At 72.3% G+C, this 14,675-nt stretch carries 12 protein-coding genes; 2 read left to right on the top strand and 10 right to left on the bottom strand.

From position 1 onward, the window contains the following. The 4 genes from VN520_RS38455 to VN520_RS38470 all read right to left on the bottom strand — a co-directional run. On the bottom strand, positions 1 to 259 hold a 259-nt coding region (locus tag VN520_RS38455; protein WP_325751594.1), incomplete at its 3' end, for a hypothetical protein. A gap of 101 nt (positions 260 to 360) precedes the next feature. Continuing rightward, a complete protein-coding gene (gene argG / locus VN520_RS38460; protein WP_325751595.1) occupies positions 361 to 1,809 on the bottom strand; it encodes an argininosuccinate synthase in 1,449 nt (482 codons plus the stop codon). 493 nt (positions 1,810 to 2,302) lie between these two features. Then, positions 2,303 to 3,082, bottom strand: a complete 780-nt coding sequence (locus VN520_RS38465) for a DeoR/GlpR family DNA-binding transcription regulator (RefSeq protein WP_325751596.1) — start codon at positions 3,080 to 3,082, stop codon at positions 2,303 to 2,305. Between the two features lie 26 nt (positions 3,083 to 3,108). Next, positions 3,109 to 3,951, bottom strand: coding sequence for a class II fructose-bisphosphate aldolase (locus VN520_RS38470; RefSeq protein WP_325751597.1), 843 nt, complete (start codon positions 3,949 to 3,951; stop codon positions 3,109 to 3,111). 251 nt (positions 3,952 to 4,202) lie between these two features. Here VN520_RS38470 and VN520_RS38475 point away from each other — a divergent pair, with 251 nt between their 5' ends. After that, positions 4,203 to 5,138 (top strand): hypothetical protein, encoded by a 936-nt coding sequence (locus VN520_RS38475; RefSeq protein WP_325751598.1) that lies wholly within the window; start codon positions 4,203 to 4,205, stop codon positions 5,136 to 5,138. 212 nt (positions 5,139 to 5,350) lie between these two features. On the opposite strand, the gene VN520_RS38480 is transcribed toward VN520_RS38475, so the two are convergent. The 4 genes from VN520_RS38480 to VN520_RS38495 form a co-directional block, all read right to left on the bottom strand. Next, complete coding sequence (locus tag VN520_RS38480) at positions 5,351 to 6,691, bottom strand: SGNH/GDSL hydrolase family protein (protein WP_325751599.1); 1,341 nt, start codon at positions 6,689 to 6,691, stop codon at positions 5,351 to 5,353. Between the two features lie 146 nt (positions 6,692 to 6,837). Continuing rightward, complete coding sequence (locus VN520_RS38485) at positions 6,838 to 7,422, bottom strand: cysteine hydrolase family protein (RefSeq protein WP_325751600.1); 585 nt, start codon at positions 7,420 to 7,422, stop codon at positions 6,838 to 6,840. 319 nt (positions 7,423 to 7,741) lie between these two features. Then, positions 7,742 to 9,421, bottom strand: coding sequence for a cellulase family glycosylhydrolase (locus VN520_RS38490; RefSeq protein WP_325751601.1), 1,680 nt, complete (start codon positions 9,419 to 9,421; stop codon positions 7,742 to 7,744). A 234-nt stretch (positions 9,422 to 9,655) separates the two neighbouring features. Next, the gene (locus VN520_RS38495) at positions 9,656 to 11,707 is read right to left on the bottom strand and encodes a PA14 domain-containing protein (protein WP_325751602.1); all 2,052 of its coding nucleotides are present in this window, start codon (positions 11,705 to 11,707) and stop codon (positions 9,656 to 9,658) included. Positions 11,708 to 12,002: 295 nt separating this feature from the next. On the opposite strand from VN520_RS38495, the gene aac(3) reads away from it, so the two are divergent. Then, the gene (aac(3), locus tag VN520_RS38500) at positions 12,003 to 12,857 is read left to right on the top strand and encodes an aminoglycoside 3-N-acetyltransferase (protein ID WP_325751605.1); all 855 of its coding nucleotides are present in this window, start codon (positions 12,003 to 12,005) and stop codon (positions 12,855 to 12,857) included. A gap of 8 nt (positions 12,858 to 12,865) precedes the next feature. Here the strand turns inward: aac(3) and VN520_RS38505 are convergent, their stop codons facing one another. Next, complete coding sequence (locus tag VN520_RS38505; RefSeq protein WP_325751603.1) at positions 12,866 to 13,732, bottom strand: AraC family transcriptional regulator; 867 nt, start codon at positions 13,730 to 13,732, stop codon at positions 12,866 to 12,868. Between the two features lie 88 nt (positions 13,733 to 13,820). Continuing rightward, entirely contained in the window at positions 13,821 to 14,489 is a 669-nt protein-coding gene (locus VN520_RS38510; protein WP_325751604.1) for a DUF5701 family protein, read from the bottom strand. Between the last annotated feature and the right edge of the window lie 186 nt (positions 14,490 to 14,675).

The raw sequence follows: 14,675 nt of genomic DNA on the forward strand, positions 1-14,675 counted from the left end.
CGCCGGCCACGGTGAACACCGCGGGCCAGGCGCCGAGCTTCTTGGCCAGGGCGTGCGAGCCCGCGAAGGCGGCGACGTAGGCGACGGTCAGACCGGTGGCCGCGCGGGCCCCCGCCTGCCGGTTCCACTCGTACGCCGCGACCGATCCGGCGGCGGCGAGTGCGACGCCGCCCAGCGGGCGCTTCCTGGTCCAGCGGGCGATTCCGTACCCGCCGACCAGACCGCTCGCCGCCACTGCCGCTGCCGGGACCTTCGCCATTGCCGCCACCTTCGCTTTCCTGCGTGTCCGCCGTGAATCCGAGGATAAGGTCCCGGGACGGGCGGCCGGTCACCCGGCCGTCCGTCCCGGTCCGGGCGCCGTCAGTCGGTGCCGAGCTCCATCGCGGCGCGGTCCAGCAGTTCGTCGTCGCCGGAGACCTCGCCGCGCGAGGCGATGGCCTGGGCGCCGCCTTCCGGCATGGCGCCGATCAGGCCGGTCGCCGCCGCCTGTGCGGCACCGATCAGCGAGGGCTGGGACGTGCCGACGAGGCCGAGACCCGCGAACTGTTCGAGCCTGGCACGGGAGTCGGCGATGTCGAGGTTGCGCATGGTGAGCTGGCCGATGCGGTCCACCGGGCCGAACGCCGAGTCCTCGGTGCGCTCCATCGACAGCTTGTCCGGGTGGTAGCTGAAGGAGGGGCCGGTGGTGTTCAGGACCGAGTAGTCCTCACCGCGCCGCAGCCGCAGCGTCACCTCGCCGGTGATGGCGGAACCGACCCAGCGCTGCAGCGACTCGCGGACCATCAGCGCCTGCGGGTCCAGCCAGCGGCCCTCGTACATCAGCCGTCCCAGGCGCCGGCCCTCGTTGTGGTACTGGGCGACGGTGTCCTCGTTGTGGATGGCGTTGACGAGGCGCTCGTACGCGGCGTGCAGGAGCGCCATTCCCGGCGCCTCGTAGATGCCCCGGCTCTTGGCCTCGATGATCCGGTTCTCGATCTGGTCCGACATGCCCAGGCCGTGGCGGCCGCCGATGGCATTGGCCTCCATCACCAGCTCGACGGCGGAGGCGAACTCCTTGCCGTTGATCGTGACCGGGCGGCCCTGCTCGAAGCCGATCGTGACGTCCTCGGTGGCGATCTCGACCGACGGGTCCCAGAACCGGACGCCCATGATCGGCTCGACGGTCTCCACACCGGTGTCGAGGTGCTCCAGCGTCTTGGCCTCGTGGGTGGCGCCCCAGATGTTGGCGTCGGTCGAGTAGGCCTTCTCGGCGCTGTCACGGTAGGGCAGCCCGTGGGCCACCAGCCACTCCGACATCTCCTTGCGGCCGCCCAGCTCGGTGACGAAGTCGGCGTCGAGCCACGGCTTGTAGATGCGCAGGTGGGGGTTGGCGAGGAGACCGTAGCGGTAGAACCGCTCGATGTCGTTGCCCTTGAACGTGGAGCCGTCGCCCCAGATCTGTACGTTGTCCTCGAGCATCGCCCTGACCAGCAGGGTGCCGGTGACGGCACGGCCGAGCGGCGTGGTGTTGAAGTACGCACGGCCGCCCGAGCGGATGTGGAACGCGCCGCAGGCGAGCGCGGCCAGGCCCTCCTCGACCAGTGCCGCCCGGCAGTCGACCAGGCGTGCGATCTCGGCGCCGTAGGTCTTCGCGCGGCCGGGCACCGAGGCGATGTCGGGCTCGTCGTACTGGCCGATGTCGGCGGTGTAGGTGCAGGGGACGGCACCCTTGTCGCGCATCCACGCGACCGCGACCGAGGTGTCGAGGCCGCCCGAGAAAGCGATGCCGACGCGCTCGCCGGTGGGCAGGGAGGTGAGAACCTTAGACATAGGAAGAGTATGCACTCGTTTGCATGTATATGCAAGTGGTGTCGTGGAGGGGTGTGAGGGGCCGGATCGGAGGGCCGGACGGGGGCGTCCCGTGGCGCCTTCGCCGGGCTCCGGGCGGCGCAGGGCGGCAGCCGTGCCCCGGGGGCGGGGACTGCGCCGGCTTCCCGGGCCGGGCCGACGAAGAACCGAACGGCCCGGGTGAGGCGGTGAGGGTCGGGTGAAAAGGGTCCCGGCCGCTTCGAGGTGCCCACTGCCCGGGCCGGCGCGCGGCGTACGGCGCCGGACGGCGACCTCCTCGCCCCGAGCCTCGAAGCACCGTACGGAACTCACCGGCACCCGGGACCGCATCGGCACCCGGGACCGCATCGGCACCCGGGACCGCACCGGCACCCGGGACCACATGCGTACCCGGGACCGCACCGGCACCCGGGACCGCGTCGGCGCCTGGATGCAGGACCGCCCGGAGGGCTGCCGCTGGCCTGCGGCGGCCGGGTCACACCCGCAGTACGTCGATCCCGAGGCCGGTGAACTCCTCGACGGCGTCCTCGGATGCGTCCCGGTCCGTGACCAGGACCGACACGGCACTGGTCTCGCAGACCTGGGCGAAGGCCCGGCGCCCGAGCTTGGAGGAGTCGGCCACCACGATCACCTTGCCGGCGCACTCGGCGAGGGCACGGTTGGCGCCGGCCTCCGACTCGTCGTGCGTGGCCGCCCCGAAGCGGGGGTGCACGGCGTCCACGCCGAGGATCGTGCAGTCCAGGGCGAGGGTGCGCAGGACGGAGTCGACCAGGGGGCCGACGAGTTCGTACGAATTGGGCCTGGCCACCCCGCCGGTGACGACGAGCTTCACCTGGGGACGCACCGCCAGCTCGTTGGCGATGTTGATCGCGTTCGTCACCACGGTCAGGGCCACGCCCCCGCCCGGGGGTTCCGGCCGCAGCGCCAGCTCCCTGGCCACCTCGGAGGTCGTCGTGCCGCCGTTGAGGCCGACGGTGGAGCCCGCCGGGATCAGCGCGGCCGCGGCCTTCGCGATGCGCTGCTTCTCGTCGGCCCTGCGGGCCGCCTTGTAGCGCAGCGGCAGGTCGTAGGCGACCGAACTCACCACCGCGCCGCCCCTGGTGCGGGTCAACAGGTTCTGCCGGGCGAGCTCGTCCAGGTCGCGGCGGACGGTGGCGGCGGAGCAGCCGAGCTGGTCGGCGGCTTCGAGCACGTCGAGGTGGCCCTGGTCGCTGAGTATCTCCAGCAGCCGGGTCCATCGTGTGTGTGCCGCCACCTGGTCCTCCTTGCTCGCGTCGAACCCTATCGTCCGGGCCTGGCGAGCACGTCCAGCAGGCGCGCCACCTCCGCGGCGACCGCGTCGCGGGCCGGGCCGAGGTAGGCGCGGGGGTCGGCGGCCTCGGCGTGGGTGTCCAGGTAGGCGCGTACGGCCCGGGTGAACAGCTTGTTCAGGTGCGTGGAGATGTTGACCTTCGTCATGCCGGCGCGGATCGCCGCCGCGAGGCCCGTGTCCCCGACGCCCGAGGAGCCGTGCAGGACGAGCGGGACCCCTGCCGCGTCGCGCAGCCGGGAGATGAGCGCGAGGTCGAGGACGGCGTCGCGGGTCAGCATCGCGTGCGAACTGCCCACGGCCACGGCGAGCGCGTCGACTGCCGTGGCCTCGACGAAGGCCCGCGCCTCGTCCGGGTCGGTGCGCGTGCCCGGGGCGTGCGCACCGTCCTTGCCACCGATCTCGCCGAGCTCCGCCTCCACCCAGACCCCGTGGCTGTGGCAGTAGGCGGTGATCTCACGGGTCGCGGCGACGTTGTCGGCGTACGGGAGCGCCGACGCGTCGAACATGACGGAGGTGAAACCGAGCCGGACGGCCTCGTGCACCAGGTCCGCCGACTCGGCGTGGTCGAGATGCACGGACACCGGTACGCCGGCCGTCCGTGCGACGGCGAGCGAGGCGAGCCCGATCGGTTCGAGAGCGCCGTGATAGCGGGTGGTGTTCTCGCTGACCTGCAGGATCACCGGTCGTCCCGCCGCCTCCGCCCCGCTCACGATGGCCTGCGCGTGTTCGAGCTGCACGACGTTGAAGGCCCCCACGCCGGTGGCGTCGGTCCGGGCACGGTGCGTGAGGTGACCGGTGGATATGAGCGGCATGGGCGTCCTTCGCGGGTGCGGGTTGCGTGAACCCAGGCGAATGGTGCTCGAAGTTGCTCATTTATAGCTTGTTCGGAGCAGGTTGGAAAAGATCGGTCTCGATTCCTGTGAGGCCGCAGTCATGGGGCGGGCGGGCTCTCCGTCCTCTCTCGCGCCCGTGGTTGGCCGGTTAACTCCCCCTGCGGGCAGGGCCGGTGTACTTGGATGGTGATCACACACGGGTTCCACGACGACCTTGCGAGGGTTGATCCATGCCGAACGGAATCGTCCGACTCCACCGCTTCGGAGCGGCGTTGGTGATGAGCGGCCTCCTGACCGCACTGTCGGCCGCCCCCACGGCGGCGGCCGAACCGTCCGCCGTGCCGTCGGAGACGACCTCGGTCGTCTCCTGGGGCGGGAACAACGACTACGGCGAAGGCACGGTCCCGGCCGAGGCGCAGTCGGGGATCGACGCGATCGCCGGCGGCTACCACCACGGCCTGGCCCTGAAGGACGGCCGGGTGCTGGGCTGGGGGGCGGACTTCGACGGCCAGCTGACGATGCCCGCCGAGACGCAGTCCGGCGTGGACGCGATCGCAGCGGGCAACGATCACAGCCTGGCGCTCAAGGACGGCGAGGTCATCGCCTGGGGCAGCAACGAGTACGGCCAGACGACCGTGCCCGCCGAGGCCCGGTCCGGTGTGGACGCGATAGCGGCCGGCTCCTGGGTGAGCCTGGCGCTGAAGGACGGGAAGGTGATCCTGTTCGGACATCACAGCGCCGAACAGTCGACCGTCCCCGCCGAGGCCCAGTCGGGCGTCACCGCGATGGCCGGGAGCGTCTACACCGCGCTCGCCGTGAAGAACGGCGGGGTGATCGCCTGGGGCGCCGGCTCCTTCGGCCAGACCAGGGTGCCGGCCGAGGCGCAGTCCGGCGTGGACGATGTCGCCGCCGGTATCTTCCACAGCCTGGCGCTCAAGGACGGCAAGGTCATCGCCTGGGGCGACAAGCGGTACAGCCAGACCACCGTGCCCACCGAGGCCCGGTCCGGGGTGTCGGCGATCGCCGCCGGCGAGTGGTACAGCCTGGCGCTCAAGGACGGCAAGGTCATCGCCTGGGGCAGCGGACGGACGGCTCCGAGCTCGGTGCTGTCGGGTGTCACCTCCATCGCGGCGGGGCCGAACTCGGCCTATGCCCTGAAGGGCTGACGGGGCGCTGCGCGCCGGTTCAGGTCATGGCCTGGGTTGCCGGCCCCGGTGATCCAGATGCGGTCCGGTGGCGGGGGCGCGAGGATCGTGCGTACGGGCGGTGGCCCGGGTGCGCCCCGGCCCCCTCGGGCCGGTTCTCCCTTCCGGGCGCTCCGGACCGCCTCCCGGCCGGGCCGTCAGAGGCCTGGAGGTACGGATACGGCGGGGTGGCGTCAGCGGTAGCCGAAGCCCCGGGGGAGCGGGGTCTGGCGGAACAGGCGGGTCGGGACGGCGTCGGCCATGGTGCGGTAACCCGCCGGGTTGAGGTGGAGGTGGTCGCCGGTGTCCAGCTCGGTGCGGAGCTGCCGGGGCTCCTGCGGATCGCGGACGGCCCGGTCGAAGTCGATCACGCTGTCGAAGCGCCCGCTCGTGCGGATCCAGGTGTTGACGATCTGCCGGGCCTGCTCGCGGTAGCCGTCCGGATCGTCGTAGCCCGCGTTGCCGCCGATCGGGGTCAGGGTCGCCCCGTACACGCGGATGCCGTGGGTGTGGGCCCGGGTGATGATCTGCTCGTACGCGGCGATGACGTCGGCCGCGACCTGTTTCTGGGCGGCGGGGGTCGCGGCGGCCGTGCCGATGTCGTTGATGCCCTCGAGGACGACCAGCCAGTCCACGCCGCTCTGGGCCAGGACGTCACGGTCGAGCCGGGCCAGGCCGTTCGGACCCAGACCGTCGTTCAGCAGCCTGTTCCCGCCGGCCGCCTGGTTGACGACGGCGGTCTTCGACGTGGCGGCCCCGGACCTCAGCCGCTTCTGCAGCAGGTCGGGCCAACGGTCGTTCATGTTGGTGGTGGAGCCCCGGCCGTCGGTGAGCGAGTCGCCGAGCACGACGGCCGCCGAGGTGGTGCTCCGCGACCAGACCTCGACGCCGCTGAGGAAGTACCAGTGGTCGGTGGGTGTCGCGCCGGGCAGGTCCTCGGCGCTCACGTGGTCCCCCGCACGCAGGTAGGACGTCGTACGGGAGCCGGGGTGCGAGGTGATGGACGTGGAGGCCTGGCCGTTCGCCAGGTACACGGTCGCCGTGAGGTCGGAGTCCGGTGCGAGCGTGAAGTCCAGCGGGTCGGAGACCGCCTGGGCGCCCGTCGGGACGGACACCGAGGAGCGGCCCTGGAAGGTCACGGGTCGCGTGCTCCCCGCCTCCACCGCGCTGGTTCCCGCCCGGCCGTCGAGCGGCAGGGCCACGGACACCTTGGTGATCGGCAGGACGGCGCCACCGAAAGCATTCGAGAAGCGCAGCCGTATGTGCTCCCCGCCCGCGGAGACGTGGACCGTCTGGCGCAGGGTGGCGTCGTCGAGCACCGAGTCGCCCTGGGTGAAGGGCGCCGGGGGCATGTTGCCCGGTTCCGTCAGCTGCGGCATGGAGGTCCAGGTGCTCACCCAGCGGGCGTTGCGTTCGTCGGGCGCCGGTGAGCTGCCCGGGCCGCGGCCGTCCCCCGCGCCGAGCGCGGGGGAGACGACTGCGGCGGTGAGCGCGGCGGCGGCGAACAGGCTGAGGATCGACGATCTCCGGATCACGGTGGTGCTCCCTCTGGCTGGGTGGGGGAAGCAGTGCGAATCCAGGGCGGGGCACAGCAACTTCGCCGGCGTCCGGGGATCCGGTCGGCAGGCTAGTCGCTCCGATAAATTTCGGTCAATGCTCCGAAAGCTTCGAAAAGTTTCGCTCACACCGCAGCCGAAGGGACAGCCGTGAACGTGACGTCGGCGGCGCGGGCGGTGACGTCGGCGTCGCTGCTGAGGGGCCATGCGGCGACCCGTGAAACGGTGGCCGCCGGGACCACCGCGCTGATACCGGGTTCCGCCGGGATGTCCTGCGTCGCGTGGGCGTCGTGGGGGAGGACGACCCGGTAGCCGAGCGCCACGGCCGTACGGGCCGTCGCCTGCACGCACATCTCGGACATCAGGCCGCAGACGGCGAGCGACCGCACCCCGGAGGTGGTCAACAGGCCCTCCAGCGGGGTGTCCTGGAACGCGTCGTCATGGGTCTTGCGGATCGCCACTTCCGTGGGCCCCGCCTCCACGGGGTGGTGGAGCTCCCAGCCGGCGGTGTGCGGCTCGTCGTCCGCACCGGCCGGCCCGTCGTTCTGGACGTGGACGACGAGTGCCCCGGCCGCCCGCGCCCGCGCGATCAGATCCGCCGTCCGGTCCACGAGGCGCGCGGCGTCGGGCAGCGCGCCGCCGCCACGGACGAAGGCCTGCTGTACGTCGACAACGATGAGTGCGTGCAGGGGAGTTGTGAGGTGAGTCATGCCGCCATGGTGCCCGGCTCCGGCGTCACGTGCCCAAGATATGGCCCCGTCACGGCCGCAGGCCCTCGGTACGGGACGCCGACAGGGGCAAGCAGGCCGGTCGGCTCGGCTCGGAGATCGCCTCCGGGGTGGGCTCGGAGGTGCGGCGGGCCGGGGCTGCCGGAGGCAGGGGCGGGAAACCGCGGCCGGCAGGGGACGGGGCCCCTGCCGGCCGGGAGGTCGTGCGGGGTCGGACCCCCGTGCGGGGTCAAACCGTGGTGCGGGGTCGGACCGTGGTGCGGGGTCGGACCCCCGTGCGGGGTCAAACCTCCGCGCGGGGTCAGACCGTCGTGCAGGTGCTGCCGCTGAGCGTGAAGGCTGTCGGGGCCGTGTTCGTGGTGTTCCTGGTGCCGGTGAAACCGATCGTGACCGAGCTGTTCACGCCGATCGACGCCGTGTATCCGGCGGGGGCGACGCTGACCGCCGAGCCGCTCTGCGTGGGGGTCCCGCCCCACATGTTGGAGACGGTCTGGCCGTTGGCGAAGGCGAAGGCGAGGTTCCATCCGTTGATGACCGTGGTGCCGGTGTTACGAATGGTGATCTCGCCCTGGAACCCGCCGGGCCACTCGCCGATCACCCGGTAGCCGACGGAGCAGCCCGCACCCGGCGTGGGCCCGCTCCCGTCGGTGGTGACGCTCACAGTGGCGGACCGGGCCGAGCGGTTGCCGGCCGTGTCCCGGGCGTAGACGGCGAACACGTACGCCGTGTCCGCGGTGAGGCCGGCCACGGTGGCGCTGGTGGTGGTCGAGGAGGCGGCGGCGGTCTCGGTGGCGCCGCTGACGCGGACGACGTCGTAGCCCGCGATGGCAACGTTGTCGGTTGCCGCGGGCCAGCTCAGGGTGGCGGAGGTGGCCGTCACCGCGGAGGCCGTCGGGGTGCCGGGGGCGGTCGGGGCCTGCGTGTCGTCCGGGTCGCCGCCGCCACCGAAGACGGTGGCCTCCTGGGAGGTCTGGGCGATGCCGTCGGCGCCGTGGAAGATGCGCTCGCCCCAGGAGCTCAGGCGGCTCGGGTCGAAGTCGATGGCGAGGTCGAGGATCGGGTCGGTGTTGCCGCTCCAGGACCATGCCAGGTAGCCGAGGTCGAGCTGCTCGGCGGCGGCCATCATGGTGTCCTCGTCCGGGTCCCCCCACTGGTCGGCGGGCCCGCCGAACTCACCGATGACGAGGGGCAGTCCGGCGTCGACGAAGGCGTTCAGGTAGTCGGTGATCGCCTGGGCCGTGCTGTAGACGCTGTACATGTGGATCGAGAAGATCAGATTGCCCGTGGTGTCGGCGTCGTACACGGCCTGGGCGTTGGCCCGCATGACGCCCTGCCAGTCCTGGCCCCAGTTCGGCGCGTCCACCATGATCGTGTGGGCGAAGCCCGCGCCGCGCAGTTTCTGGACGGCGGCGGTCGTGGGGGCTGTCCAGCCGGCGGGGTCGGTGTTGCCCCAGGGCTCGTTGCCGATGTTGATGATGACGTAGTCCTCTTCGCCCGCGAGTACGTCCTTGAGGCTGATCCAGTAGTCGGCCGCGTGGTCGAGGGTGCCCGCTGCGGCGTCCTCGCCGTAACCGGTGGTGTCGTGCACCTCCAGGACGCAGATCAGCCGGTTGGTCTTGCAGTCGTCGACGATGCCCGCGACTTCCTCGGGGCCGTTCCTCGTCCAGCGGTGGCCGTCGGAGAGGACGACACGGACGGTGTTGGCGCCGAAGGCCTTGATGTCGGCCAGGGACTGGGTCTCGCCGGGGTACCAGGTGTGCGCGTGGTTGACCCCGCGCATCACGAAGTCGTTGCCGTTGCCTTCCAGCAGACGGCCGTTGCTGATGTGCAGGCCGGTCTCCGCGGCTTCGGCATCCGCGGGACGGGCCTGCGCCGCGGCCGGGGCGAGCGCGCCCAGCAGGATGACGCCGAGGAGGGCGGCCAGGCCTTTCAGCAGGAAGGTCAAGGGGCTCTGTCGTGCCGTGCTCGTTGCTGATCTCACTGCGACTCCAGGAAGTGGGTGCCGGGTGACGTGAACGATGTGCACATCGACGGGGACGTGGGAGCGCTCCCATAAAGCCATCTAGGCAGGGGCACGTCAAGACGTCGCGCACACTTCTGCGTTCACCCTGTGCGCCGCCCCGCGCCTGCGGGCCCCGCGCCCGGCCCGCTCCCCGCGGCATTCCGCGGGGTCCCGCGACCGGACAGGACGCGGGACCCGGCGAGGCGCTGCCGGCTAGACCCGGTCCTGGAAGACGCAGCTCCACACGTGCGTGCCCATGACTCTGCCGTCGGCGCGCACCGCCTGGAGCGTGTAGAAGTGCGTGGCCCCCCGTGCGGCCGTGGTGTCCGTGTAGGCGCGGGTGTCCACCGGGAGCAGCCCGGCGTGCAGCGGCTCGTACGCCTTCGTGGCCGCGTTCCACCGGCTGATCCGGTAGCCCTCGACGCTGTCGCACTCAGCCGTCCTGTCGCACCGCCAGCTGACGGACGGCCCGGTCTCGGTGGGCCCGCCGATCACGGTGCCGTGGCTCGTGCTGCCGAGGCTCCAGTCCTTCGTGACCGTCACGGAGGGCCGGACGTCCAGCTCGGTGGCCTCGACGACCGAGACCTTCGGGTCGCTCGGGGACAGCGCGTTGCCCCAGAGGTCCTCGGCGACGACCGCGTAGACGTACGTCTCGCCGTCCGGGAGGTCGCCGCAGAGGGTCGCGAGCGGGTCGCTCGTGCCTTCCCGGCAGGCGGTGGAGCTGAGCCACTTGACCGTGCCGTCGGCCTGCCGGGCGCCGGTCCAGGCGGTGTAGCGCTCGATGTCGTCCTCGGTGGAGGCCGCCCAGCTCACCAGCACGCCGTCGGCGCGCGGGACGGCCGTCACGCCGGTGACCGGGCCGGGTGCGACGCGGTCCCCGGTGCGGACGACGAGCGGGGCGGACAGCGCCGACTCGTTGCCGGCCGGGTCCACCGCGGTGACCGCGTACGCCACGTACGTGCCCTCGGGCATGTCCAGGTCGTGGCAGCCGCCGCCGGTGCTGGTCTGGTCGCTCCCCTCGGCGCAGGTCACGGGGGTGAGCGCGGCCGGGTCGAGGGTCTTGCCGGGCGAGCGGTAGACGCGGTAGGACCCGCCGTTGTCGAAGTCCTCGAAGAAACCGTCGGGCTGCTGCCAGTACACGTCGGTGTAGCCGGCGCGGACGACGGAGTTGAGGGAGACCGGGGACTTCGGCGGCGTCCGGTCGACGCCGTCGCCGGTGACATCGGCGTACGCCGACGGGTTGCCCAGTGCGTCGAGGGCGCGGACCCGGTAGTGACGGGCGGTGTTCACGGGGGCGTCGGTGCGGTACGACGTCGTGGTCGTCGTGCCCAGCAGCTCGTACGGGCCGGTGGCCGCGGAGGCGGCGTACACCTCGTACTTCACGACGTCGGCGGTCCCCTGCCAGGCCAGGGTGGCCCACCACGCGTCGCCGGTGACGGTGAGTCCGGTCGGCGCGGCCGGGCCGGTGCGGTCCACGGTGGCGGCGGTGACGTCGAGGCTGCCGGTGGACTCGCGGCCCGCCTTGTCGACGGCGCGGACCTCGTACAGGAAGGTCTGGCCCGTGGCGGGTGCCGCGTCCACGAAGGACGGGGAGGTGAGCAGCGACGAGCCGCTGACCTTCGCCCACTGGGTGGGGCTCAGCCGGCGGTACACGCGGTAACCGGCGAGGTCCAGCTCCTTGTTCGCGGTCCAGCGCAGGGTGGTCCTCGCGGTCGCCCGGTCGTACGCGGCGGTGAGGCCGGCCGGGGCGAGCGGCTTGACCGTGTCGACGGTGGCCTCGGTGCGCGGGGCGTACGTGAACCCGGCGTTGGCGACACCGGTCCAGGCGACGTAGTCCACCCGGAGCGTGTGCTTGCCGGCCGGGACGGTCAGGTCGAGGGTCTTGCGGGCGGTGGTGGAGACGTTCTTCCACAGGTCGATCTTCCGCACGCCGTCGACGTACACGCGCATGCCGTCCTGGGTGGCGGCGGAGAGCCGGAAGGGGCCGCCGGAGCCGAAGTCCCGGGTGAGGGACCAGCGGACGGAGAAGTTGTCCTTGGGCAGCGTGACGCCGGCCGGGTCGCCGGACCCGTAGTTCTCGGCGATGGCGGAGTCGCAGGCGGTCAGCTTCGGCGTGCCGCTGAAGGCGGTGTTGCCGAAGTACTGCGCCGTCCAGAGGGGAGAGGCGCAGGTGACGGCTGCGGAGGCCGGGGCGGCGGTGATCAGGCCGCCGCCGGCGGCGAGTGCGGCCGTCGCGGCCAGCGCGGTCAGCCGGTTACGAGTCATCACAGAGAACGGGGCCCTTCCGGAGCAATGTGGAACAGTTGAAGCAGGTGACTTCCGTGTGACCCATGAGGCGGGGGCAGGGTTGCATCGGTCCCTCACCTTTTTTGGGGAAGCCCGCCACCCGCATGGGACGTTCCCCGTCATGCAACGCCCCCCGCCCCCGCCCCCGCCTCCGCACCGGCCCCGTCCGCGTACAGGCCCCCGCCTCCGTGCCGGCCCGCGGCGAGCGGCTTTCGTCCGGGGGGCGCTCCTCGGCCTCGCGGGCGATAACGTCGCCCCCATGGATGAACCGCCCCTGGACGAGGCCGCCCTGCTCGCGCGTGCCGACGGTCCCGTCACCTGCGAACGGCTCGTCCGCGAGCTGACCGCGCTCGGTCTCGGCGAGGGTGACACCGTGATGTTCCATACGCGGATGTCCGCCATCGGATACGTGGCCGGCGGCGCCCCGGCCCTCATCGACGCCCTGCGCCGGACCGTGGGGGAGCGGGGGACCCTGATGGTGACCTGCGGCTGGAACGACGCCCCGCCGTACGGCTTCACCGACTGGCCGCGGCCCTGGCAGGACGCCGTGCGGGCCGGGCATCCCGCCTACGATCCGGTGCTCAGCGAGGCGGACCACGACAACGGCCGCCTTCCGGAGGCGCTGCGCCGGTGGCCGGGGGCCGTCCGCAGCCGTCACCCCGACGTGAGCTGTGCCGCGCTCGGGGCGGTGGCCACCGCGCTGACGGCCGACCACCCGTGGGACGACCCGCACGGGCCGGGCAGCCCGCTCGCCCGGCTGGTGGCGTCGGGCGGGCGGGTGCTGATGCTCGGCGCGCCGCTGGAGACCCTCACCCTGCTGCATCACGCCGAGGCGCTCGCCGACGTGCCCGGCAAGCGCTTCGTGGAGTACGAGCAGCCGGTCCTGGAGGGCGGGCGGCGTGTCTGGCGCCGCTTCCGTGACATCGACTCGTCGGACGGGGCCTTCGACTACTCCGCCGTCACGCCCGCCGGCCAGGACCCCTTCGAGACGATCGCCCGGGACATGCTGGCCGCCGGGATCGGCCGCCACGGCAGGGTCGGCGCGGCCGACAGCCATCTGTTCGAGGCCGGTGAGGTCCTGGACTTCGGCCTCGCCTGGATCCAGGAGAAACTGGGCGGCGCCCGGTAGCGGACCGCTCAGGCGGCGGAACGTTCCACCGGGATCCACAGCTCCGCGTCCGCCTGCGCCCCGTCCCCGGACAGCCGCACGCTCAGGATCTCGGGCCCCGGCCTGTTCTCGTACGGATTCGACGGGAACCACTGCGTGAACACGTCCCGCCACAGGTACTGGAGCGCCTGCGGGAACGGACCGGAGTTCTCGAAGACGGCCCAGGTGCCGGCGGGGACGTCCAGGGCGTCCATGTCCTCGGGCACCTCGGCGCCGGTCACCACGCCGTGGTAGTAGTCGAGTTCGGTGCCCTCCGCCCGGCTCGGGTCGAGCTGGTCGCTGACCTGGACGATCCCCGCAGGCTCCTGGTCGGCCAGCGCGGCGACGCGGCGCATCGTGTCCGGGCCGATGCCCCGGATGAACCCGGCGATCGCCGGGTTGGCCCCCTCATGGACGAGTGGTACGCGGGCCTTCTTGCCGACCACGCGGAAAGCGTCCTTGTCCACGATCCTGTACCGCATGCTGCTGCTCCCTTCGACGATGAGGCGGAAGGACATCCGGGGCTGGGAGTGCAGTGCCGCACCCGTGCGCCGGGCCTCACCCGGGCCCACCCCGTGCACGGCGCGGAACGCACGGGCGAAGGCCTCGCCCGATCCGTAGCCGTAGCGCGTCGCGATGTCGAGCAGCGTCCGGTCACCGGCGAGCACCTCGGCGCCCGCCACGGTCAGCCGCCTGCGCCGGACGTACTCCGACAGCGGGAGACCCGCCAGCGCGGAGAACATCCGCCGGAAGTGGTATTCCGACGTCACCGCGATGCGCGCGAGATCCGCCACGTCGAGCGGCTGGTCGAGGTGGGACTCGATGTGCCCCATGGCCTGGTTCAGCCGGTCCAGCATCCCGGGCTCCTTCCCTTTCGTTTCCTCACCGTAGGAAGGGGACCCTCTGCCGGACCCGACATCCTGTGCCCGATGCGGTGGGGTCAAGTCACTGGCTCCTGCGGCCCGTGGCGGAGGCGATGCCCAGCCAGGTGTGGCGGTTGCCCCACCAGCACCAGCCGACCTTCGGGGCGTTGCGCCGCTCGCGGCCGTCCCGCCCCGTGCCGTTGCTGATCCAGATCGCCGGGGTGCGGGCGTCCATGGCGCCGTTCGCCTTGCGCAGCCGGGATCCGATGGTCATGAAGCAGAGGTTCCGCTCAAGGGCGGCCGGCTGCTGGAGCACCCAGTGGATGCCCTCGGAGAGCAGCAGCGGGGTGCGGTCCTCCTTGCCGAGAGCGGGCAGCGCCTCCTCCGGGCTCCAGTTGGCCATGTGGTCGCCGCGGTCGATGCCGGTGACGAGGTAGAGGGGAGCGGCCGGCGGCTCCACACCGGTGGGGGCGAACAGGTCGACGTCCGGCATGTCGACGACGACGAAGCCGGGTTTGTCGTCGCGGCGCAGCAGCGGCGCGAGGGCGGAGGCAGGGGCGCGGTCCGGGTGCACGGCCAGCAGGGCGCCGTCGCTCCCGTGGCCGGCGTTCGCGGCGAAGGCGCGCAGTTCCTCGGCGGGTACGCGTGCGAGCTCGTGCACCCCGAGCTCGATCAGGCGTTCCGCCTGGGTGGCGATCGAAGGGAGGGGCGGGAGAGGGGGCACGGCGATGGTGGACGAGGTATCGGGCAAGGTACTCGGTACTCCCTCGGTTCACGGCGCGGGGCAGTGGGCCTCAGGTCAACGAGACGGCCCGCCGGAGTGTTCCCGGTCCGCCGCGTTGTTTGCAGCCCACCCGCGGTGCCTCCGGCCCCTGTGGTGTCCCCGGCCCCCGTAGTGTCCCCGGCCCCCGTGGTGTCCCCGGCCCCCGTGGTGTCC

This window comes from Streptomyces sp. (genome assembly GCF_035563135.1).
In the GTDB taxonomy this organism is placed as follows: Bacteria; Actinomycetota; Actinomycetes; order Streptomycetales; family Streptomycetaceae; genus Streptomyces.

Bases quoted from the DNA above. Each gene is read 5' to 3' on its own strand.
- argG (WP_325751595.1), bottom strand. From the start codon at position 1,809: ATGTCTAAGGTTCTCACCTCCCTGCCCACCGGCGAGCGCGTCGGCATC.
- VN520_RS38470 (WP_325751597.1), bottom strand. From the start codon at position 3,951: ATGCCGCTCATATCCACCGGTCACCTCACGCACCGTGCCCGGACCGAC.
- VN520_RS38475 (WP_325751598.1), top strand. From the start codon at position 4,203: ATGCCGAACGGAATCGTCCGACTCCACCGCTTCGGAGCGGCGTTGGTG.
- VN520_RS38485 (WP_325751600.1), bottom strand. From the start codon at position 7,422: ATGACTCACCTCACAACTCCCCTGCACGCACTCATCGTTGTCGACGTA.
- VN520_RS38495 (WP_325751602.1), bottom strand. From the start codon at position 11,707: ATGACTCGTAACCGGCTGACCGCGCTGGCCGCGACGGCCGCACTCGCC.
- VN520_RS38505 (WP_325751603.1), bottom strand. From the start codon at position 13,732: ATGCTGGACCGGCTGAACCAGGCCATGGGGCACATCGAGTCCCACCTC.